At 70.6% G+C, this 22945-nt stretch carries 16 protein-coding genes; 3 read left to right on the top strand and 13 right to left on the bottom strand.

Translation table 11 applies throughout. The features are described from left to right. Window positions 1-27: 27 nt before the first annotated feature. The 9 genes from Acor_RS21580 to Acor_RS21545 form a co-directional block, all read right to left on the bottom strand. Window positions 28-981: an ABC transporter permease gene (locus tag Acor_RS21580; RefSeq protein ID WP_155338519.1), complete on the bottom strand. Its 954-nt coding sequence runs from the start codon at window positions 979-981 to the stop codon at window positions 28-30. 6 nt (window positions 982-987) lie between these two features. Next, window positions 988-1935, bottom strand: coding sequence for an ABC transporter permease (locus tag Acor_RS21575; RefSeq protein WP_155338518.1), 948 nt, complete (start codon window positions 1933-1935; stop codon window positions 988-990). Continuing rightward, window positions 1910-2977 (bottom strand): ABC transporter ATP-binding protein, encoded by a 1068-nt coding sequence (locus Acor_RS44545; protein ID WP_281353248.1) that lies wholly within the window; start codon window positions 2975-2977, stop codon window positions 1910-1912. Before Acor_RS44545 ends, Acor_RS21575 begins: the two co-directional genes overlap by 26 nt. After that, window positions 2974-3978: an ABC transporter ATP-binding protein gene (locus Acor_RS44540; protein ID WP_246238916.1), complete on the bottom strand. Its 1005-nt coding sequence runs from the start codon at window positions 3976-3978 to the stop codon at window positions 2974-2976. Before Acor_RS44540 ends, Acor_RS44545 begins: the two co-directional genes overlap by 4 nt. Next, window positions 3978-5735 (bottom strand): ABC transporter substrate-binding protein, encoded by a 1758-nt coding sequence (locus tag Acor_RS44535; protein WP_246238914.1) that lies wholly within the window; start codon window positions 5733-5735, stop codon window positions 3978-3980. The genes Acor_RS44540 and Acor_RS44535 overlap by 1 nt, the downstream gene beginning before the upstream one ends. A gap of 72 nt (window positions 5736-5807) precedes the next feature. Further along, window positions 5808-8153 carry an AAA family ATPase gene (locus Acor_RS21560; protein ID WP_155338516.1) on the bottom strand — a complete coding sequence of 782 codons (2346 nt, stop codon included), beginning with the start codon at window positions 8151-8153 and terminating at the stop codon, window positions 5808-5810. A gap of 96 nt (window positions 8154-8249) precedes the next feature. Continuing rightward, on the bottom strand, window positions 8250-9206 hold the full coding sequence (locus tag Acor_RS21555; RefSeq protein ID WP_155338515.1) for an isopenicillin N synthase family dioxygenase: 957 nt from the start codon (window positions 9204-9206) through the stop codon (window positions 8250-8252). 6 nt (window positions 9207-9212) lie between these two features. Continuing rightward, on the bottom strand, window positions 9213-9914 hold the full coding sequence (locus tag Acor_RS21550) for a DoxX family protein (RefSeq protein WP_170317026.1): 702 nt from the start codon (window positions 9912-9914) through the stop codon (window positions 9213-9215). A 67-nt stretch (window positions 9915-9981) separates the two neighbouring features. Further along, the gene (locus Acor_RS21545) at window positions 9982-11544 is read right to left on the bottom strand and encodes an MFS transporter (protein WP_155338513.1); all 1563 of its coding nucleotides are present in this window, start codon (window positions 11542-11544) and stop codon (window positions 9982-9984) included. Between the two features lie 152 nt (window positions 11545-11696). Between Acor_RS21545 and Acor_RS21540 the strand changes: the two genes are divergently transcribed. Continuing rightward, window positions 11697-12716: an alpha/beta hydrolase gene (locus Acor_RS21540; protein ID WP_246238912.1), complete on the top strand. Its 1020-nt coding sequence runs from the start codon at window positions 11697-11699 to the stop codon at window positions 12714-12716. A 217-nt stretch (window positions 12717-12933) separates the two neighbouring features. Then, a complete protein-coding gene (locus Acor_RS21535; protein ID WP_174876180.1) occupies window positions 12934-14535 on the top strand; it encodes a pyridoxamine 5'-phosphate oxidase family protein in 1602 nt (533 codons plus the stop codon). On the opposite strand, the gene Acor_RS21530 is transcribed toward Acor_RS21535, so the two are convergent. The 4 genes from Acor_RS21530 to Acor_RS21515 all read right to left on the bottom strand — a co-directional run bounded on the left by Acor_RS21530 (window position 14536) and on the right by Acor_RS21515 (window position 20994). Beyond that, entirely contained in the window at window positions 14536-15837 is a 1302-nt protein-coding gene (locus Acor_RS21530) for a GH1 family beta-glucosidase (protein WP_155338511.1), read from the bottom strand. It lies immediately after the preceding gene. Further along, the gene (locus Acor_RS21525; RefSeq protein WP_155338586.1) at window positions 15834-16826 is read right to left on the bottom strand and encodes a LacI family DNA-binding transcriptional regulator; all 993 of its coding nucleotides are present in this window, start codon (window positions 16824-16826) and stop codon (window positions 15834-15836) included. Before Acor_RS21525 ends, Acor_RS21530 begins: the two co-directional genes overlap by 4 nt. Before the next feature lie 5 nt (window positions 16827-16831). Next, a complete protein-coding gene (locus Acor_RS21520) occupies window positions 16832-19609 on the bottom strand; it encodes a glycoside hydrolase family 3 protein (RefSeq protein ID WP_155338510.1) in 2778 nt (925 codons plus the stop codon). Window positions 19610-19779: 170 nt separating this feature from the next. Next, window positions 19780-20994 (bottom strand): ROK family transcriptional regulator, encoded by a 1215-nt coding sequence (locus tag Acor_RS21515; RefSeq protein WP_246238904.1) that lies wholly within the window; start codon window positions 20992-20994, stop codon window positions 19780-19782. A gap of 227 nt (window positions 20995-21221) precedes the next feature. Here Acor_RS21515 and Acor_RS21510 point away from each other — a divergent pair, with 227 nt between their 5' ends. Then, complete coding sequence (locus tag Acor_RS21510) at window positions 21222-22886, top strand: extracellular solute-binding protein (RefSeq protein ID WP_155338509.1); 1665 nt, start codon at window positions 21222-21224, stop codon at window positions 22884-22886. Window positions 22887-22945: the final 59 nt, after the last annotated feature.

Genomic DNA, 22945 nt, shown 5'->3' with positions numbered 1-22945 from the left:
ACAGAGTAGCGACTATGAGTGACAGTTTCAGGCCAGCCGTACCCGCGGATCGAGGAACGAGTACGCCACGTCCACCAGGATGTTGGCGATCACGATGAACGCCGCCGCCAGGATGGCGGCGCCGATGATCACCGGCAGGTCGCCGTCCCGGACCGAGCGGATCATGAGCTGGCCGAGTCCCTGCAGGCCGAACACCGATTCGGTGACGACGACGCCGCCGAGCAGCGTCCCGATGTCCACCCCGAACTGGGTGATGACCGGGGTCAGCGCCGCCCGCAGCCCGTGCCGGTAGATGATCCTGTGCTCCGGCGCGCCCTTCGCGCGCGCGGTGCGGATGTAATCCTCGCCCAGCGTGTCGAGCATGGAACCGCGGGTCAGCCGCACATACACGGCGGCCTGCACGACGGCCAGGCAGACCCACGGCATGATCATGACCTGCAGGAATCCCCTGAAGTCCACCAGCGGCGAGATGTACGGCCCCGGCCCCAGCCCGAACCACGGGAACACCGACAGCGCCAGGTAGATCATCAGCATCCCGAGGATGAACGTCGGCACCGAGATCCCCGCCAGCACCAGCACGGTCGTCACCCGGTCCCGCAGCCCGCGCGGCCTGGTCGCGCTGATCACCCCGCCGGTGATCCCCGCCGTCATCCACAGCACCGCCGACCCCGCCACCAGCCAGAGCGTGCCCGGCAGGCTCTGCACGATCAGCGTCGTCACCGGCGTCTGGCTGATGAACGAGATCCCCAGATCACCGTGGAGCAGATTCCCGAGAAAGCTCACATACTGCTCCCACAGCGGCCGGTTCAGCCCCAGCGTGTCCTTGATCTGGTTGATCACCTCGATCGGCGCGCGCGGCCCGGCCAGCCGGCGGGCGACGCTGTCGGCGGGCCCGGCGAAGAAGAGCAGGAACACGGTGGTGGCCACCAGCCAGAGCACCAGCACCCCGAACAGGATCCGGCGCAGCAGGAAGCGGGTCATCGGCGGCTACTTTCGGGTGTGCAGCCGGTCGCTGCGCGGGTCGAGGGCGTCGCGGATTCCGTCGCCGAGCAGGTTGAACGCCAGCGTGGTCAGCAGCAGCATGGCGGCCGGGAAGATCAGCAACCCGGGCGAGACCCGGAAGAAGTCGATGGAGTCCGCCAGGATCGCCCCCCAGCTGGGCGTCCGCGGATCGACGCCAAGCCCGAGGAAGGACAGCGTCGCCTCGAACACGATCGAGGTCGGGATCAGCAGCGTGGCCAGCACGGTGACCGGCGCGATCAGGTTGGGCAGCACGTCCACGAACATCGTCCTGACCTTGCCCGCGCCCAGCGACCTGGCCGCCTCGATGAACTCCCGTTCCCGGTACGCGATGGTCTGCCCCCGCACCACCCTGGCCATCGCCGCGAACGAGAAGAACGCGATCACGAAGATCATCAGCGGCACCCCGGCCCCCAGCGCCGCCACCAGCACGATCGCCACCAGCAGGTAGGGGAAGCTCAGCACCACGTCCAGCACCCGCGCCAGCACCCCGTCCACCCAGCCGCCGTAGAACCCCGCGAACATGCCCACGACCACCCCGAACACGGTCGCCAGCAACGTCGACAGCAGCCCGACCAGCAGCGAGATCCGCGCCCCGTACAGCAGCCGGACGAACAGGTCGCGCCCGAGGCTGTCGGCTCCCAGCCAGAACCCCGACCCCGGCCCGATCGGCAGGCCCTGCGGCGACAGCCCGATCGACGGGAACTGCTCCTGCGGATCGTGCCCGGTGACCGCCGCGAACACCGGCGCGAGCACCGCCAGCAGCACGATCACGGCGATCACCCCGAGCGACACCATGGCCGCCCGATCCCGGGTCAGCCGCTCCCAGGCCAGCTGCCACGGCCCCTTGCCCTGGACGACCGCGACCTGCTCGGGAACATGTTCCGCCTCAGTCGCCGCGTCGGTCAGGCTCATCGTCCACCCCGCTCTCGGTGCGCCCCACCGTCGGTTCGGTGGACTCCTGCTGGATTTGCGGCGTCTCCGCGCCCAGATGCTCGCCCGGCTGGACCGGGAAGTGGCAGGCGGCCTGGTGCTCGCCCTCCGGGGTGAGCCGGGGGTCCTCGGCCACGCAGCGGGGCATCGCCTTCGGGCAGCGGGTGTGGAACCGGCAGCCCGCCGGAGGCGAGATCGGCGACGGCACGTCCCCGGTCAGGATGATCCGCTCGCGCCGCGCCGACAGGTCGGGGTCGGCCACCGACGCGGCCGACAGCAGGGCGTTGGTGTACGGATGCTTCGGCACCTTGTACAGATCCTCCCCCGGCGCGATCTCCACGATCCGCCCGAGGTACATCACCGCCACCCGGTCACTCACATACCGGACCACCGACAGGTCGTGGGCGATGAACACGTAGGTCAGCCCCAGCTCTGCCTGCAAATCCTTCAGCAGGTTGATGACCTGGGCCTGGATCGACACGTCCAGCGCGGAGACCGGCTCGTCGCAGACCACCAGCCGGGGCCGCAGCGCGAGCGCCCTGGCGATGCCGATGCGCTGCCGCTGCCCGCCGGAGAACTCCGCCGGGAACCGGTTGTAGTGCTCGGGATTGAGCCCGACCAGCTCCATGAGCTCCTGAACCCGCCGCCGCCGTTCGGTCTTGGTCCCGATCCGGTGGATGACCAGCGGATCGGCGATGATCGACCCGATCCGCCTGCGCGGATTCAACGACCCGTACGGATCCTGAAAAATCATCTGAACGTCGCGCCGGAACCCCTTCGCCCCGAGCGGCGCCCCGTCGAACTCGATCGACCCCGACGTCACCGGATACAACCCCGTGATGCACCGGGCCAGCGTCGACTTCCCGCACCCGGACTCGCCCACGATGCCGAGCGTCTCCCCCGCCCGCACCTCCAGGCTCACCCCGTCCACAGCGTGAACCCGCCCGACCTCCTTCCGGAAGAACAACCCCTCCCGGATCGGGAAATACTTCCGCACATCGGTAACCCGGAGCAGCACGCTCACGAGGAAGCCTCCGTCCTGCGCCGCGCGACCTCGGGCCCGACCCCTTCGAGGTCCAGCGGCAGCCAGCACGCCGACTGATGCCCGTCCCCCATCAAGGGCGGCACATCCACCCGGCAACGCGCCATCACGTACGGACAGCGCGGATGAAAAGGACACCCGCCCGGCGGATTGAGCAGACTGGGCGGCTGCCCCGGCACCGGCTTGAGCCGCCCTTTCGCGCCGGTCGCGCTCGGCACCGACTCCAGCAGCCCCACCGTGTACGGATGATGCGGCCGGTAGTACACATCCCGCCGCCCGGCCCGCTCCACCGGCTTGCCCGCGTACATCACGAGCACCTCGTCCGCCATGTCGGCGATCACCCCCAGATCGTGGGTGATCATGATGAGCGCGGTGTCGAACTCCCGCCGCGACCGGGCCATCAGATCCAGGATCTGGGCCTGCACGGTCGCGTCCAGCGCCGTCGTCGGCTCGTCCGCGATGATCAGCTTCGGGTTGAGCGCCAGCGCCATCGCGATCATCGCCCGCTGCCGCATGCCGCCGGAGAACTGGTGCGGATAGTCGTCCACCCGCTGCTCCGGCTGCGGGATGCCGACCATGGCCAGCTGTTCGATCGCCAGCTTGCGCGCCTGCGCCTTCGTGGTCGCGGGCTCGTGGATCCGGATCAGCTCGATGATCTGCCAGCCGACCGTGTACAGCGGATGCAGGCTCGACAGCGGATCCTGAAAAATCATCGAAATCTGGGCGCCGCGCAGCCGCCGCAGCTCGCCCTCCGGCATCCCGATCAGCTCGCGTCCCTCCAACAGCGCCGACCCGGACACCTCCGCGCCCCGCGTCAGCCCCATCAGCGTCTGGGTGCTGACGCTCTTCCCCGAGCCCGACTCGCCCACGATGCCGAGCGTGCGCCCCCGTTCGACCTGGAACGTCATCCCGCGGACGGCCTGCACCGGCCCGTCCGGTGTCGGGAACGACACCTTCAGGTCGGTGACCTCCAGCAGCGCCATCAGCCCAGCCACAACTGGGTGTAGTCGAACTGCTGGGACATCGGCGAATAGATCGCGTTCCGGACCCGGCTGGAGTGGAATTTCGGCACGTTCTGCGAGGTGAGCGGAACGATCGGGGCATCCGCCATGATCATGGCGTTGGCCTCTTTCCAGCGGTTCTCGGCCTCGCTCTCCGATCCCGCGGTGAGCGCCTTCGCGATGACCGCGTTGACCTTGGGGTTGTTGTAGGCGCCGTAGTCGGTGGAGCCCTCCGTGTAGTTGCTCCCGTCGAACAGCGGCACGACCACCGACCTGCCGTTGTTGCCGTACCAGTCGGGCAGCCAGGCCGGCGCGCCGATGTCCCATTTGCCCTCGCGGCTCTTGGCCACGCTCGACAGGTAGCGCCCGTAGAAGTCCTCGGGCGCGGTGGCGATCAGGTTGCTCCCGATCCCGCACTTGGTCAGGTCCCCCGCGATCGACTGCGCCACTTTCGGGTGGTTGCTGTTGGTCCGGTACGGGAACTGGAGCACCAGATTGGAGACCCCGGCCTGCGCCATCATGAGCCTGCACTTGGCCGGGTCACCGGCGTGCCCCGGCGTCGCGAATGGCCGGACCTCCGTGTCGAACCCGATGCTGCCCGGCGGGACCGCCCCGTCCAGCACCGTGTTCAGCGTGGTCCCGCCCCAGATCTGCGCGATCGCCACCTTGTTGATGGCGAAGTTGATCGCCTGCCGGACCTTCACGTTGGCCAGCGCCCGGTTGTTGTTCGGGCTCTGCAGGTTGAACACCAGGAACGGGTTGAGCGAGGACCCCTCGAACACGTGGTAGTCCGGATCCCCGATCAGCCGCTGAATCGCCGAGGTCGGCACCGGCTGGTCCCAGGACACGTCCGCCGTGCCGGCCTCCAGCTGCTGCTGGACGACGTCCGCGCTGTCCTGCCCGAGCGTGATCTGGATCCGGTCGACGTACTGCTGCCGGACCGAGTCGGCCGCCTTCTTCCAGGCGGGGTTGCGCAGCAGCACGATGGCCCGCCCGGCCTGGTAGCTGTCGATCCGGTACGGCCCCAGCGAGATCGTGTGCTGCCGGAAGTCCGGCCCGTCGGGCAGGTACCTCTCGTACTCCACCGGCGCGGGCGAGGCGAACGGCAGCGCCAGGATGTTCAGGAAGTCACTGGCCCGGGTGGTGAGCTTGATCTCCAGCGTCCGCGGATCGATCGCCCGCACGCCCCGGATCGGGGTCCGCGCCATGAACTGGGCGATCGCCGGCACGGTCTTGGGGACCTTCTGGAACGCGGTGAAGAACTCCTGCATCCCGTCGATCGTCCCGGTGTAGTACGAGATCCCCCCGGACGGCTGAACCGGATTGGCCAGGCGCTTGAGCCCCCGGACGAAGTCGGACGCGGTCACCTGCCGGGCCGGGCTGGTGTTCCACAGCACCCCGTCGCGGATCTTGAAGGTGTAGGTGCGGCCGTCCGCGCTGATCTTCGGCAGCGCCTCGGCCGCATCCGGCACGATCTTGATGGCGGTGTCGAAGTCGTTGCTGGCCGGATAGGTCACCAGCTGCCGGGTCCAGGTCCGGTTCAGGTTGTAGGCCACGGTCGTGTACGACGAGGACGGGTCGAGATGGTCGACGTCCCCCGACCCGACGACCTTGAGCACGCCCCCCTGCACCGGAATTCCGCCGCCGCCGGGGAAGACGTTCTTCTCGCCGGTGCCGCCGCAGGCCGTCCCGCCGAATATCAGGACCGTCGCGATCGCCACTCCGCCGCGGATCTTCACCGAGCCCACCCCCCGGCATCAATAGTGAGATCCGGTGTGGTGGCCTAACGCCACCTGCGGGCAAAATTCTGGTCAGGACAGCTCGTCGACCGCCGACCGCACGTCCTCGCTGGTGATGGTGACCAGTTCGGCGGCGCTGGCGCTGCTCTGCGCCGCCAGCCGGACGTCCCGCCGCAGGGCGGCCCGCTCGTACAGCGAGCGCGCGAACCGCCCGTTCCCGAGCCCGTCGATCAGGCGCTCCTGGCAGACCCAGGCGAACACGTCGGCCAGGTCCCTGGTGGCGGCCGGGTCGAACCGGTCGCCCGCGCCCTCCGCGGTCATCGCCGCGATCTCGGCCAGCTCCTCCGGCGAGTAGGACGGGAACCCCACCCGCTGGTTGAACCGGCTGGCCAGCCCGGGATTGGTGGCCAGGAACGCGTCCATCTCCCGCTCGTAGCCGGCCAGGATGATCACCAGCCGGTCCCGGTCGTCCTCGGCCCGTTTCAGCAGCGTCTGCACGGCCTCCTGGCCGAACGCGTCACCGCCGGAGTAGCCGGTGTTGGCCAGGCTGTACGCCTCGTCCACGAAGAGCACGCCGCCGATCGCGCGGTCCACCAGCTCATTGGTCTTGATCGCGGTGGCGCCCAGATGCTGCCCGACCAGATCGGCGCGGGACGCCTCGACCACGTCCGACTTGGCCAGCAGCCCGAGTGCGGAGAAGATCCGCCCGAGGATTCTGGCCACGGTCGTCTTCCCGGTGCCGGGCGGCCCGGCGAACACGAAGTGCCGCATCTGGGACTGCACCGGCAGGCCCTGCTCCTCGCGCATCCGGGCCACCCGCAGCTGCGCGGTGATCGCGTGCACCTGCCGTTTGACCGGTTCGAGCCCGGCCATGCGATCCAGGTCGTGCAGCGCGTCGGCCAGCGTCGGCGTGGCCTGGTAGCCGCGGAACCGGGCGGTGATCTCGCTGAACGCCTTGGTCACGTCGGCGGCCGTGGTGGTGACCAGATCCTCGCCCCTGGGCACGCCCCCGGCGCTGACCACCCGGACGTCCCTGGCCTGGGCGGCCGCTTCGACGACGCTGCGGGCGAACCGCGCGTTGCCCAGCTCGTCCACCAGGCCGCGCCGGTGCACGTCCTCGAACAGGCCGCGCAGCACCGGCCGCGCCTCGGGGGCCAGCCGGTCGCCGCGCCCGGTCTGCAGCGTCTCGGTGATGGCCAGCAGTTCGTCGGCGTCGTAGCTGGGGAACCTGACGCGGCTGGAGAAGCGGCTGGAGAGCCCCGGGTTGGAGGCCAGGAATCCGGCCATCTCCTTCTCGTACCCCGCCAGGATGATGATGAGCCGGTCCCGGTCATCCTCGGCCCGTTTCAGCAGCGTCTGGACGGCTTCCTGGCCGAATCTGTCGGGCTGCCCGTCGCCGGAGTTGATCAGCCCGTACGCCTCGTCCACGAACAGCACGCCGCCGAGCGCGCGGTCGATGAGCTCGTTGGTCTTGATCGCCGTGGCGCCCAGGTACTCGCCGACCAGGTCGGCGCGCTGGGCCTCGACCACGAACGGCGTCTCCAGCAGCCCAAACGAGTAGAAGATCTTGGCGAGGCTGCGCGCCACGCTGGTCTTGCCGGTGCCGGGCGGCCCGACGAAGACGAAATGCCGCATCGGCGGTTCGGTGTTGTAGCCCGCCTCGCGGCGCAGCCTGGCCGCCTCGATGGAGGCCGCGATCGACCGCACCTGCTCCTTGACCGGGGCCAGCCCGATCATGCCCTCCAGTTCGCCGAGCGCCTGCTCCACCGTGATCGGCGGCGGCGCCTTGTGCCCCCGGTCGGCCGGCGCGGGCTGGAATCCTCCGGCCCGCCCCCGCTGCTGCACCGGCGCTTCCTCAACGGGCTGTTCCGCCTTCACCCGCCGGGCCTGCACGAACCGGAACACCAGCGCGACCGCCGCCACCCCCCACGCCCCCCAGATACTGGCGGCGAGCGAGATCGCGGACAGCGCGAAGCTGACCACGGCGGCGGGCCCCAGCGCCGACAGCGCGGTCAGCCACGGCGGCACCCAGCGGATCAGATGCGCCGCCGCCGCGACCACCACGCCCAGCAGGAACAGCATGATCAGCGCGTACGGCCCGCCCGCGCTCTGGTTGCTGAGCGCGCCGCCCGCCACCGGAGCGATCGCCATCCACCCGGCCAGCACCAGCGTGGTCGCGGCGGCGCGCGGGTAGCGCAGCGCCAGCGCGATGAAGGCCAGCAGCACCACGGTGACGAAGAAAGTGCTCCAGAGCGACCACCCGAAGGCCACCGCCAGGATGAGCGCGCCGATCAGCACGCCGATGAAGACCACCCGTCTGGCGACCGGCGGGAGGTGGAAATAGCGAAGTCTCACCTGCTCGAACAGGTCCCGTGCTGCCGCGCGTCCCGTCGGACGGGCCCGGCCATCCTCCCGCATCACGCCTCCCCGGTCCGCCCCCGGTTATACCGCACGGAAGCGCCGAATGGACGCCCCCGCGAGTTTCGGCGCGTCTTCCCGGCTACCCGCAAAACGTCAGTCCAGTACGTCGGCCCGCAGTTGCGGAAACACCTTGCCGACCTTGCCCAGCAGGTAGTCGCCATATGGGCCGGTGAAGGCCCGCAGATCCTGCCCGTCCCAGCGCGCCCTGCCGCCATCTCGCCGGGCCAAGGAGGGCAGGGGTGGCACTTCGCTGTCCCAGCCGGGATCAAAGAAGAACGGGAAGGACAGCCGCTCCCGGCCGCTCTCGTTGCGCACCCGGTGCGGGGTCGACCGGTAGTGGCCGCCGGTCAGCTTGTCGAGCATGTCGCCGATGTTGCACACGAACGTGCCGGGGATCGGCGGCGCGTCCACCCAGCCGCCCGTGGTGTGCACCTGGAGCCCCGCGTTGTCGTCCTGAAGAAGCAGGGTGAGCAGCCCGTAGTCAGTGTGCTCGCCGACACCCCAGCCGTCGTCAGCCGCGGCGGGCGGATAGTGAAATATCCGGAACAGGATGGTCGGATCGGCCGTGTACCCGGTCGCGAAGTAGTCCTCGTCCAGCTCCAGGCTCAGCGCGACTCCGCGCAGCACCCCCTGCGCCACCTCGGTCATCACCCGCAGGTAGCTCAGCACCGCCGCCCCGAGTTCGGGGACCTCGTCGGGGAACAGATTCCGGCCGCTCAGCGGACGCCCGTCCGGCTCCCGCTCCGCGCCGAAATAGATGCCTTCCTTCAGGTCGGGCCGCCCCGAGGTGAGCTCTCCGCCCACCGGGAAGAACCCCCGCCAGGCCCGCCCGCCCCGCGCCATCGAGATCTTCATCTTGACCTCGTCGGGCAACGCGAAGAACCGCCGTGCCGCCGCGTCCATCCGGGCGATCAGCTCGGCCGGGACGCCGTGCCCACTGATGTAGAAGAACCCGCTGTCCACACAGGCCGCCTCGATCTGCCGGGCGGCCCCGTCGGCGGATCGCCCGTCGAACAGCGGCGAGACGTCGATGACCGGAAGTTCGCCCATCCGCGCCTAGTCCGCCTTCCCGCTACGCCGGCCCGCCACCAGCGTGTCGCCGGACTCGCCGCCGGACCTCGCCACCTCGACGGGAGCCTCGGACTTGTTCTCCGCGCTCTCCTCGGCCCGCTTGGGCCGCCGCGGGCGCGGCTTCGGCAGCGCCTCGGTGACCTCCTCGGAGGTGCTCGACGAGGCCGGGAAGGTGACCGGGCCCTTCGGGTCGGGTTCGGCCTTGGGGCGCGGCTCGCGCAGCGCGTTGATGACGGCGTCGGCCTCCGCCTCGGCCGCGAAGTCGTCGGCCTCCTCGGCGTCCCGGCGTTTGATGACCACCATGTGGTCCACCGAGAGCCGCCCGCCGCCGTTCACGGCCAGCAGCACGGAGGCCGCGCCGAGGGCGACGATGAGGTTGATGTCGCCGCCGGTCAGCGGCAGCCCGGTGTCGCCCGCGGTCAGGATGAAGACCGCGAGCGCCTCGGCGAACAGCAGCAGGCCGACGAAGGAGACGGTGAGCCCGGCGATCAGCAGCGTGCCGCCGACCAGCTCGATGAGCATGGTGGCGCCCGCCCACAGCCGTGGCGCGGGGGCGCCCAGCTGGGCGAACTGCCCGCCGGTCTCGATCAGCCCGGCCTCCAGTTTCTGCCAGCCCTGGGCGAAGAAAATACCGCCGACGCCCATCCGGGCCGCCAGCGAGGCGAGATCGTGGAGTGTTCTGTTCACGGGAACCATTCTCGGACTCTAGGGGGACGCTTCCTATGCATTTCTCCCCATAACAGGCATGGTCATGTCAGGCGGCCACGCGTTCGCGCTCCCGCTCCACCACCGGAGCCGCCTGCCGCCGGGGCAGCAGCACCGCCACCGCCACCGCGGTGACCAGCAGGAACGCGATGCTCACCAGCACCGTCGAGTGCAGCGCCGTGACGAACGCGAGCCGGGCTCCGGCGAGCAGCGAAGCGCCCACCGGACCGCCCAGTTCCTCCGCCACATGGGCGGCTGCGGCCAGCGACTCACGCGCCAGGACGGCAGGGCCTGCGGCCAGTTCGGCCGGGACGACGAGCGCGGGCGCGTAGACGATCGTGGTGATCGTGCCGAGCACGGCGATGCCGAGACCCGCGCCGAGCTCGTACGCGGTCTCCTCGATGGCGGCGGCGCTTCCGGCCCTGGACTCCGGCGCCGAGGCCATGATCGTGTCGGAGGCGGCCAGCAGCGCCACCTCGACGCCGAAGCCGATCCCGACGAAGCACATCGCGAGCGTCAGCGGATGGTCCTCGACCCCCCAGCCCAGCACCGGCGTCAGCGACAGCGCGGTCAGCGCGAGGCCGCCGCTCATGGTGGCGCGCAGGCCGAGCCGGTCCAGCAGCCGGGCCGCCGTCAATCCGCCGACGATGGCGGCCACCATCAGCGGCACCATCCTGATCGCCGCCCCTGACGGGGACAGGCCGAGCACCAGTTGCAGGTACTGGGCCAGCATCAGTTCCAGGCCGACCAGCGCGAAGATGGCCAGCAGCACGCAGGCGACGCCGGTGGCGAAGCCGCGCTGCGCGAACAGGGCCACGTCCAGCAGCGGCGTGGCCAGCCGGCGCTGCCGGGCCGTGAACCAGACCAGCAGGGCGACGCCCAGCGCGAAGACCAGCACGGCGGGGCCGCGCCCGATCGTGTGACCGTACCCGGCCTCCTTGAGACCGAAGGCGAGGGCGAGGATGCCGGCCACCGACAGGACGGCGCTGAGTGCGTCCCAGGGGTGTGGGTGGCGGGTGGTGGGCGGGAGCAGGCGGATCGCCAGCGGGAGGGCGATCAGCAGCAGCGGGACGTTGATCAGGAAGACGGCGCCCCACCAGAAGTGCTCGACCAGGACCCCGCCGAGGATCGGGCCGACGGCCGCGCCGCCGGCGGCGACCGCGCCCCAGACGCCGAGGGCGATCGCGCGTTCCCTGCGGTCGGTGAAGACCTGCCGGATGATCGACAGGGTGGCCGGCATGATCATCGCGCCGCCGACGCCGAGGCCTGCGCGGGCCAGGATCAGCGCCAGCGGGGTGGTGGCGAACGCGGCCGCCAGCGAGGCCAGGCCGAACACGAGGTAGCCGCCCAGGACGAAGCCGCGCCGGCCGTACCGGTCGCCGAGGGTGCCGAAGGTGACCAGCAGGGGGGCCACGACCAGCGAGTAGATGTCGATGATCCACAGCAGCTGGACCGCGGACGGCTCCAGCGCGGCGGTCAGCGCGGGCACCGCGATGTGCAGCACGGTGGCGTCTACGGCGACGAGGAGGAGACTGAAGCAGAGCAGCGCCAGGACCGGCCACCGGTTCGCGTGCCGCACGGCTCCTCCAGGTTCGCCCCCCAGAATGGTCATCGCTCGCTCAGGGGGTCAGGGCCCGGATGGACATGCGTGGCAGCTTAGGTGAAAGCCGAAGGATCCTCAGGCGTTCCGGCAAACAGTCAAGGCACCCATTTCACGCACTAGTAGTCACATATCGTGAGGCCATGATGCCTTGGAGTCCTGAAATGTCCGGACGCCTGGAGAAGGTCACGGTCGTCAGCGCACTGCTGCGCGGCAATGCCCTCGGCGACCCGCACGAACGGCCACTCTGGATCTACCTGCCGCCGGGCTACGACGACACCGCCGCCCGCTACCCGGTGATCTACGTGATCCAGGGGTACTCCGGCCAGGTGACGATGTGGGGCAACCGCTCGCCATGGCGGCGCACCTACCCCGAACTCCTGGACGAACTGTTCGCCGCCGGGGACACCCCGCCCGCGCTCGTCGTCTTCGTGGACGCCTGGACCAGGCTGGGCGGCAGCCAGTTCGTCGACTCCCCCGGCCACGGCCGCTACCACTCCTACCTGTGCGACGAGATAGTCCCGTTCGTGGACGCCCGCTACCGGACCCTCGCCGCCAGGGAACACCGCGCCATCACCGGCAAATCCAGCGGCGGCTACGGCGCGATGATCACCCCCATGCTCCGCCCCGACCTGTTCGGAGCCCTCGCCACCCACGCGGGCGACGCCCTCTTCGACGTCCTCTACCTGCGCGAGTTCCCCCCGGCCGCCCGCACCCTGCGGGACGAGTACGGCGGCTCCTGGCAGCGCTACCTGGACCGCTTCTTCGCCACCGGCGGCCGATGCCCCGGCAGCGACCTGATCCTCCTGTACGGCAACGCCGCCTCCTACTCCTCGAACCCGGACGGAACGGTTGACATACCCTTCGACGCCAACGGCCACCTAATTCCGGAAACCTGGGACAGATGGCTGGAATATGACCCCGTAGTGATGGCCACCAAGCGCCCCGAAGCCCTCCGCACCCTCCACTCAATCTGGATAGACGCTGGCAAAAGCGACGAATACTTCCTCGACCTCGCCGCTGCCGCGTTCCACGACGCCGTACTAACCGCCGGAGTCCCCGCCGACCGCGTGCGCCACGAACTCTTCGACGGCACGCACAGCAATCTTGAACACCGGTACGTACTTGCCGTGAAATGGCTCGCGCCGCGCTTGACTGCTGACAACCTCTCTAGAGAGATATAGGTATATGTCCGACACCTAGGCAATCAAGGACGGGCGGCGGATCATGCGTTGGGTGGGGAACGATGCCGAGGAGTCATCCGCGCGTGCCCGGCGCGAAACCGGTTCCGAGGACTCGGCCCCGAACGACCGTGCCGACCCTCGGGCGTGGTGCGCGGTTGCGGCTACCAGGCTCGGCCGCGACCAACCGGAGGCGGCACTAGAGGCCGCTCGTCAGGCGGTGGACCGTGAACCGCACGGCGAGTGGGGGCATCGCCTGGCGAGCCTCGCCCTGGAGCGCCTGGGCCGCGATTCCGAGGCAGTGGACGCGGCCCAGGAGGCGGTCAGGCTGGCGCCTGGCTCCTGGGCCGCGCGGCTGCGCCTGGCGGGCGCGCTGCGGCGGGTTCCCGGCCGCTGGCGCGAGGCGTGGGCGGAAGCCCAGAAGTCCGTCCGATACGCCCCCGAGGAGCCCGGCCCGCACGCGCTGTCGGGGGATCTGGCGCTGGACCGGGGCGACCACCGGCGCGCGGCGGCGGCCTACCGGGCGGTGCTGCGCCGCGATCGCGACCATCTCGGGGCCCGGGTGAACCTGGGACTCACCCTGCTCGGCTGGGAGCCGCCCGGCCGGCACCACGATCCGGCCTGGGAGGCCGATCCGGCCGAGACCACGCGGGCGCGCGAGGCGCTGGTGGTCTGGTCCTGGCAGGTGCGCGGGCTGCTGGCGGTCGCGCTGGTGGCGGTCGTGGTGGCCGCGTTCGGGTTCGGCCTGCACCTGCAGGCGCAGATCGGCGGGGCGCTGGTGCTGGGCCTGGTGCTCGCGGTGACGCTCCGGCAGGCCGGGAAGGTCGGGATCTGGTCGCACGTGCCCGCCATGCTCGGCCGGGACCTGTGGCTGAGCGTGGCGGTCTCGGTCACCGTCTTCGTCATCGCCGGATACCTGATCGGCCTGGCCACCCTGCCGGAGCCGGACACGGTCGACTGGGCCTGGTCGGGGGCGCTCGGCCTGGTCGTGTTCAACCCCGTCGGCGTGGCGCTGCTGTGGCTGCTGGTGGAGGCCTGGCGGGGGCGGCCGGTGCAGGCGCTGGCCGAGTTCGCGCGGGCGTCCGGCGCGCGGGTGGCCCGGCGGAACATGGACGTGGCGCTGTGGATCGTCGCCGGGCGGGCCTGGTGGGGGCTGCTCGTGCTGTCGGTGCTGCCGGTGCCGCGGATCGCGCTGGCGGCGCTGGCCGTGCCGGTGGCCATGGTCCTGGTCGGCCGCAAGGCCAATCTGCGCGGGGTGGTGCGGCGGGACCGGTGGCTGGTCGGGGCGCTGGGGTTCCTGGTGGCGTCGGCGATCTCGCTGACGGCGGCGGGTGTCGTACCGGAGCTGGAGCGGGCCTGGCAGGGGGCGTGGCTGGCCCTGCTGGCCGTGGCGGTGGCGTTCTGCGCGCGGGCGGTCCGGGCCAGGTTCCGGAACACGCCAGGGCCGTGGCGGTCCGCGCTGACCCGGGTCGAGCTGCCGACCGGGGACACCAGCCCGTCCTCCGACCTCACCGACGAGGTCCGGCACGCGGTCACCTTCTCGCGCAGCGTGGTGCTCTCCTACATGGCCCCGGACGGCCCCCGGTCGATCGCGGTGAGCGCGGTGACGTCGGTGAGCCGATCGGGCGAGCTGCGGGTGATCGCGGGCGAGGAGTCGTGGGAGGCGGTGGAGCGCGACCCGCGGGTGGCCATCTTCGTCGGCGACCCGCGGTTCTGGGCGGAGGTGCGCGGGGTGGCGATCGCGGACCACGACGTGCTGCGGATCACGCCCAGGGACGTGGTGGTCCGCGAGTACCCCGGCCGCCAGGCCCGCGCCCGCTGATCAGTCCAGGCCGTTGCGCGCGATGACCTCGCGGTACCAGTGCGCGCTCGCCTTCGGCAGCCGTTCCAGCGACTCGTAGTCGACCCGGACCAGGCCGAACCGCTTGTGGTAGCCGCGCGCCCACTCGAAGTTGTCCAGCAGCGACCAGACCAGGTAACCGCGCAGGTCGGCGCCCTGCTCGATGGCCCGAAGCGCGGCCCGGAAGTGGCCGTCCAGGTAGGCGATCCGCTCGGTGTCGGCGACCTGGCCGTCCTTGACGGCGTCGTCGTAGGCGGCGCCGTTCTCAGTGATCATCAGGGGGGTGCCGGGGTAGTCGCGGCTGAGCCGGAGCAGCAGATCCTCCAGGCCGGACGGGATCACCTCCCAGCCCATCTCGGTGGGCACGCCGTGCGGCGGCAGCCAGGCGATGCCCTCGCTGCCCGGGTACTCGGCGTGGCCGGGCGCGGCCGGGTCGGCGGCCAGCCGGGCGATCGTGTAGTAGTTCACGCCCAGCACGTCGATCGGCTCGTACGGCAGATCGCCGAGATCCAGCCCGGTGAACTTCGCGATGTGCGCCCGCACGTCGTCGGGGTAGCTCCCGCGCAGCACCGGATCGAGGAAGAGCCGGTTGGCCAGCCCGTCGATCAGCGTGGTCACCTCCGGGTCCCCGGCCATCGGCGTCAGGTTGAGCGTCACGCTGATCTCGTCGGCCCCGGCCGCGCGCAGCGCCTGCGCCCCGAGCGCGTGCGCCCGCAGCAGGTGGTGCGCGGCCGTGAAGGCGGCGGCCGGGTCGGTCACCCCGGGCGCGTGCCGGCCCGAGCCGTACCCGACGAAAGCCGACACCCACGGCTCGTTGAGCGTCGTCCAGGTGGCGACCCGGTCCCCCAGCCGGTGGTGCACGATCTCCGCGTACTCGGCGAACTTCTCGGCCGTGTCCCGGTCCCGCCAGTCCAGCTCGGCGGGCAGGTCCCAGTGGTAGAGCGTGGCGACCGGCGAGATCCGCCGCGCCAGCAGCTCGTCCACCAGCCGGTCGTAGAAGTCGAGCCCCGCCGCGTTGAACGTGCCGCCCGGCAGCACCCGCGGCCACGACACCGAGAACCGGTAGGCGTGCAACCCCAGGTCCTCCATGATCGCGACGTCCTCGCGGTACCGGTGGTAGTGGTCGCAGGCCACGTCCCCGGTGTGCCCGTCGGCCACCTTCCCCGGTGTGTGGCTGAACACGTCCCAGATGGATGGTCCCCGGCCGTCCTCGCGCGCCGCTCCTTCGATCTGGTACGACGCGGTGGCCGCACCCCATACGAATCCTTGGGGGAAGGTCGTCAACGTGTGCTCTCCCTGATCGTGAGTCGTGGTTCCAGCAGCACCGAATCCGCCGGAAGACCGTCGAGCTTGGCCATCAGCAGCCTAACCGCCTGGTGCCCGACATCCTCGGCCGGAATGAGCACGGAGGTGAGCGCGGGACTCGCCCGTTCCGCCACGTCGTCGGGGCAGATCGCGACCACCGACACGTCCTCCGGCACCGACCTGCCCAGCGCGCGCAGCGCGGCCAGCACGTGCCCGACCGCGGCCTCGTTGTGCACCACCAGCCCGGTCAGCCCGGGATGCCGGTCGAACAGGAGCTTCACCGTCTCGGCGACCTCGTCGTAGGTCTCCTCGCACGGCACCGCGACCGCGTTCAGGTCGCGGGCCGCCTCGGTGAATCCGGCCAGGGTGCGCTCGGCGTAGCCGGTGCCGCGCTCGTAGACCACGCGCGGCGCGCCGAGCAGCGCGATCTCGCGGTGCCCGCCGGCCGCCAGGTGCTCGGCGCAGAGCGCGCCCGCCCGCGCGAAGTCCAGGTCGACGCAGGTCAGGCCCTCCGCGTCGGCCGGGAAGCCGATCAGCACGCTCGGCTCGCCGAGTTCGCGCAGCAGCGGCACGCGCGGGTCGCGCACCTCCACGTCCATCAGCAGCAGCCCGTCCACCAGCGCGCTGGCGGCCACCCGTTGCAGCCCTTCGGGGCCCTCGTCGGCGGTCATCAGCAGCACGTCGTGGTCGTAGCGGCGGGCGGTGGCGACCACCGAGGTGGCGAACTGCATCAGCACCGGCAGGTTCATGCCCGCGCGCAGCGGCAGCACCAGCGCGATCACGTTGGCCCGTTTGCTGGCCAGCGCCCGCGCGCCGGCGTTGGGGTGGTAACCCAGCGCGCGCACGCTCTCCTGCACGCGCTGGCGGGTGGTCGCCGAAATCGCCCGTTTGCCGCTCAGCACGTACGAAACCGTGCTGACCGCGACTCCCGCGTGCCTGGCGACGTCGGCGATGGTGACCGTGCGCACCTTCCTCACCGGCGGAACCCGAGCGTGCGCACTGTGACTCCCTCGTTCTCGAACACGACATAAAGATCGCGTACCCCGGTCGCGGGCGAAAGTGGCGTGGCCGCCTCGACGAAATCGTGCCCGCCCGCCGTGGGCCGGACCGTGACCGTGCCGAGCACCTCGCCGTGCAGGGGGTTGTCCAGGCGGAGCGTGAGCACGCCGCCCTCGGTGCTGGCCACGCTCAGCGCGGCCGTGCCAGCCGTGTGATCGAGATCGGCGTCGCGGAAGACGATCCACGCGCCCGGCCCGGCCGAGCGCACGGCGTCGCCTCGCTCCCTGGCGGCGTCACACAGCACTATTCCGTCGTACTCGTCATGGTCGGCCGCGTCCAGTGCGCGCAGGTCCCTGGGCGGGACCCGGTCGCCCTTCACGGTGAAGGGCGCGCACAGCCGGATGTCCCGGCTGGAGCCGCCGACCTGGACCTTGTGGCTGGCGTCCTCGATCGCGAAGCGTCCCCGGGTGACGTCCCAGAACGCCAGGTCCCCGATCGGCACCGGCACCTCGACGGTACGGCTCTCGCCCGGCGCCAGCCGTACCTTGCGGAAGCCGCGCAGCGCCCGGACCGGCTGCTTCACCCGGGAGCGCTGCTGATGGGTGTAGACCTGCACGACCTCCTCCCCGGCCCGCCAGCCCTCGTTGCGCACGGTCACCCGGACAGTGAGGGTCTCGTCGGGGGCGAGGTCGTCGCTGGACAGGGTCAGGTCCGAATAGGTGAACCGGGTGTAACTGAGACCGTGGCCGAACGGATAGAGCGGCGTTCCCCGGTAGTACAGGTAAGTGGCGTCGGTGGCGATGATGTCGTAGTCGAACAGGTCGGGCAGGTCGCCGGCCGAGCGGTACCAGGTCTGGGTGAGGCGGCCGCCCGGGTCCTCGTCGCCGAACAGCACGTCGGCGAGGGCGTGACCGTACTCCTGGCCGCCGTGCGAGGACCAGATGATCGCGGGCATGTGCGCGTCGGCCCAGTTGACCGCGAACGGGTAGCCGCTGGAGATCACCAGCACCGACGCCCGGTTCGCCTCGTGCACCGCCCTGACCAGTTTCTCCTGCATCGGCGGCAGCGCCAGGTCGGCCCTGTCCTCGGTCTCCCTGCCGTTGACCAGCGGATGGTCGCCCACCACCACGACGGCCACGTCGGCGTCCGCGGCGGCGGCAGCGGCCTGCGCGGCACCGCTCTCGACCAGGTCCACGGTGAACACGGTGGCCGCGTCCGGGTCGTCGGTGAGGCGGAGCGTGCCCTGGTCGGCGGTGACGTACTGGTCGGTGGCGATGTGCCGGAGCACGACGCCGCGGAACCGCTCCTCCATCCGGAAGGTCTGCCTGACCTCCCAGCCGTTCGGGCCCGGCTGGTCGTTCACCAGCACGCCGTCGTCGCCCACGCTGACGTGCCGGCCGTTGGCCACGCTGCGGAACGCGAACGCGCCGCCACCCCAGTCGAACAGGTCGAACTCGGCCGAGGCGCCGATGCCCAGCGGGCCGCCGGTGTAGTCGCCGGTGGCGCTCACGTAGCCGTCCTCGGCGCGCAGCGTGATCCGGTCCACGCCCTCGCAGTACACCGTCTCGCACCGCTCGGCGATCCCGTTCCGCGCGGTCACCCGGTACGGCAGCGTGCCGCTGTACCAGTCCTCCAGCAGCACGTCCGCCAGCGGGCCGATCACCGCCACCCGCTTCGGCGCGCAGAGCGGCAGCAGGCCGTCGTTCTTGAGCAGCGTGATCGACTGCCGGGCCGCCTCGCGGGCCAGCCGCTGGTGCTCGGTGCAGTTGACCACTTCCTCGTTGATCTCCTCGTACGGTTCCACCGGGTCGAACTCGCCGAGCCGGAACCTGATCGACAGCGCGTGCCGGATCGCGGTGTCCAGGTCGGCCTCGGTGAGCAGGCCACGGTCGAGCGCGGTCCTGATGTGGCCGAGCGTGGTGGCGGAGTCCGCGTCGTCCTGGGTGAAACTGTCCAGACCGGCCCTGATCGCGTGCGCGTACGCCTCGGCGGGGTCGGTGTGGTAGGCCTGCGCGCCGTACAGGTTGCCGGGGGCGTAGGCGTCGCTGACCACCAGCAGGTCCTGCCCCGACCAGGTGCGCAGCACGTCGTTGATCAGCGGGGAGAGGTGCGCGGGGCGGCCGTTGACGAGGTTGTAGCTGGGCATCACGGCGACGGCGGCGCCCGCCTCGATGGCGGGGCGGAAGGCGCGCAGCTCGTACTCGTGCAGCACCCGGGGCGGCAGGTTGCTGGAGCTGACGCAGCGGTCGGTCTCGTTGTTGTAGGCCAGGAAGTGCTTGAGGGTCGGCGCGGTCTTCAGCACCGGGCCGACCCCGCGCAGGCCGGTGGCGTACGCGGTGCCCAGCACGCCGGTCAGCCACGGATCCTCGGAGTAGCCCTCCTCGTTGCGCCCCCAGCGCGGGTCGCGGAGCGGGTTGACCACGGGCGCCCACACGTTCCGCCCGGCCCCGGCCGGGTCCTTGCGGTGGAAGGCGATCACCTCGTCCGCGGTGGCCGCGCCCACGCTCCGCACCAGCTCCGGGTTCCAGGTGCTGGCCAGGCCGATGGCCTGCGGGAACACCGTCGCGGGGCCGAGCCAGGCCAGGCCGTGCAGGGCCTCGGTGCCGGTACGGAACCGGCGCACCCCGAGCCGTTCCACCGGCGCCTGGTACTGGTGCAGCAGGCCGACCTTCTCGTCCGGAGTGAGCCGGGCGACGAGGTCGCGGACCCGTGACTCCGTCGGCAGGCTCGGATCGCGGAACGGCTCGCTCATTTGGATCCACCATCCTCATGTGTCGAAGCGCTTCGATGAATGGGCGAAAGAAGGCGCTTCCGTCGAAGCGCTTCGATAGGTTTCACCCAGATGAATTCGGCCTCACTCCCGAAGGGTGCCGCCTGCCGAACTTCCGGTCAAGACCCCATTTATCGGGCTAAGTCAGCGCCTCAGGTCAGTGCGGGCAACCGGCCCGAGTCGACCGAATCCAGCACCCGCGCCGCCGCGCCGAGCGCGCCCGCGCCGTGCCCGAGGGTGGAGACGACCAGGCGGCAGCCGCCGCCTCCGGGGGCGATCGAGCGGCGGAACATCTCCTCCTCCGCCCGCTTGTGCACCCATGGCGCCAGCGTCACGAAATATCCGCCGAGGACGATGACCTCGGGGTTCAAGGTGTTCGCCACGATCGCGACGCCCTTGCCGAGGTTGTGGCCGACCGCGTCCAGGATCCGCAGGATCTCGGGGTCGCCCGCGCGGGCCCGGCGCAGCACCTCGTCCAGTTCGGGCTCCAGCTCAGCGGGCGGCACGCCGGGGGCGAGCACCGCGCCGATCCCGGCCATCGCCTCCAGGCAGCCGTGCCGGCCGCAGCGGCAGAGCGGGCCGCCCGGATCGATCTCGATGTGGCCGATCTCGCCGGTGTAACCTTGCCCGCCACGGCGCAGCCGGCCGTCCATGATCACGCCGGAGCCGACGCCGACCTCGCCGGTCAGGTACACCAGGTCGTTCACGCCGCCGTGCGGGCCGAACCTGAGCTCCGCCAGCGCGCCCAGGTTTGCGTCGTTGTCGACCATGACGGGGAAACCGGGGTCGCGCATCGCCTTGGTCAGGTCGCCGCACAGGTCGACGTCGCGCCAGCCGAGGTTCGGCGCGAGCCGTACTGAACCGTTCACGTCCACCAGGCCGGGCACCGCGACCGTCAGGCCGAGCACCTGGCGGGCCTCTTTCGCCATCCGGCTCACCACCCGGCGCGCGATGGCGGCCATCCCGGCCACCGCCTGCGCCGCCGAGGCCGTGCCGCCGGAGAAGGACCGCCGCCAGGACAGCAGCTCCTCGCCCTTCAGGTCGACCGCGACCGCGGTCAGGTAGTCGACGTTGACCTCGATGCCGATCGCCGCGTACGGCGAGCCGTCCAGCACCAGCATGGTCGCCGGGCGGCCGACCCGGTTCTCGGTCAGGCCGGTCTCGCGCAGCAGCCGCCGGTCGATCAGATCGGCGACGAGGCTGGAGACGGTGGCCTTGTTCAGGCCCGTGGACGCGGCGATGTCAGCGCGGGAGCAGGGCGAGTTCTCGCGGACGAACCGCAGGACGACGGCCAGGTTGGTGGCGCGGACGTCGGTGAAGTCGGCCGGCTGAGGCCCGTTCTGCGATGTGGTCCTCGGTGTTATCAAGGTCAGCCCCGTTCCTGCTCGGGCTCATCATGCCTCATGCGCCCCCGATCCGGCCTCTGTCATCAATCTGTGATCGGGTCCCGGCGGTCCCGCCCTGGGCGAAACCTTGTGGTAACCGTCACCCTCGACTAATTTGTTTGGTCGAAAGACGAACTAACTCTACCGCCTAGATGTGGTTCTTCAACACCCCTCTCCGCACGTACGAACCTAAAGGAAGGGAGCGCGTCATGACGCATTCCCCCGATGGCGCGAGCACCACCCGGCGCGGGTTCCTCGGCCTCGTCGGCCTCACCGCCTTATCGGCCGCCTGCTCCACCCCGGCAGGACCCAAGCCGGGCGCGGCCCGGGCGACCGCCACCGCCATGGACAAACTCACCGCGCTGATCCCCAAGTACGTCCCGCTCCAGGTGGTCAAGCCGGACATCATCGGCAGCGTGCCGGGCTTCGGCCGGGACGGCTTCCTCAAGTACCCGACCGCGCTCGTCGACTCCGTCACCGCCAAACCCGGCAAGGGCGGCACGTACAAGGTGATGGTGCCTACCTGGAGCCCGCTGCCGCCCCCGCTGGGCAGCAACTCCTACTACGACGCCGTCAACACCGACATCGGCGCCACCGTCGACTTCAACTACCTCGACGGCCTGACCATCCACGAGAAGCTGCCCACCCTGCTGGCCGGCGGCGACGTCGCGGACGTGACCACCGTGCCGGGCTGGGCGCTGACCGCCGTGCCCGACTACTCCAAGGCCGTGGACGGGCTGTTCGAGGACCTCACGCCGTACCTGGCCGGCGACATCTCGGCCAAATATCCGGCGCTGGCCGCGATCCCCACGCTGGCCTGGCAGTACTCGGTGTTCGGCGGCAAGCTCAAGGCGGTGCCCGCGTGGCCGACGCCCAGCTTCGGCCTGGTGCTGTTCCACCGCAAGGACCTCTGGGACAAGTTCGGCCTCACCCCGCCCAAGTCCGCCGACGAGCTGTTCGAGATGGGCAAGCAGGTCACCGACCCGAAGGCGGAGCGCTGGGCGTTCAGCGACATCTTCCTGGTCATGCAGGAGATCTTCCGGGTGCCGCGCAAGTGGCGTAAGGAGGGCGGCAAGCTCGTCCACGGCTACGAGACGCCGGAGTACGAGGCCGCGGTCGCGTTCATGCGCAAGCTCGTCGACAACGACCTGATGCACCCCAACGTGCTGTCCGCCAAGTCCGCCGGCGACGACAAGGAGCTCTTCAAGTCCGGCCAGATCCTGGTGAAATCCGATGGATTCAGCTTCTGGGCCGAGACGCTGATCCAGATGGCCAAGGAGAACCCCGACTTCTGGATGGAGCCCGTGCCGGTCTTCGGCGGGGACGGCGGCAAGCCCGAATACCGGGTCAACCAGGACCCGAGCTACACCTTCGTCAAGAAGGGCACCCCGAAGGAGAAGGTCGAGGAACTGCTCGGGCTGTTCAACTACTTCTCCTCCCCCTTCGGCACCCAGGAGCAGCTGCTGTTCAACAACGGCGTCGAGAACGAACACTTCACCCGGGACGCGAGCGGCGCGCCGCAGCAGACCGAGCTCGGCCCGAAGGAGATCGTCGGCAGCTACGTCTGGCTCGGCGGGCGGGTCGACCCGATCTTCGAGTCGCAGGCCCATCCCAACTACGTGCAGGCCGCCACGACCTGGTGGAACTCGGCCGTGCTGGTCCGGCACCAGGACCCGTTCGACGGCATCCGGGTGCAGGAACCCGGTGACTTCACCGCCGCGGTGAAACCGTTCGAGGACAAGGTGACCGACATCATCCGGGGCCGCCGTGACGTCAGCACGCTGTCCCAGGCCATCGGCGAGTGGCGCAAGGGCGGCGGCGACGCGGGCCGTGAGTTCTACCAGAAGGTTCTCACCGACAATGGCCGTGCTTAGGAGCCGTACCGACTCGGGACCGGCGGGTGACCTGACCTCACCCGCCGGCCCCGGCCCCC

The organism is Acrocarpospora corrugata (assembly GCF_009687845.1).
Lineage (GTDB): Bacteria > Actinomycetota > Actinomycetes > Streptosporangiales > Streptosporangiaceae > Acrocarpospora > Acrocarpospora corrugata.
The sequence above is the reverse complement of the archived record's forward strand: the minus strand, read 5'-3'. Positions and strand labels throughout refer to the sequence as shown.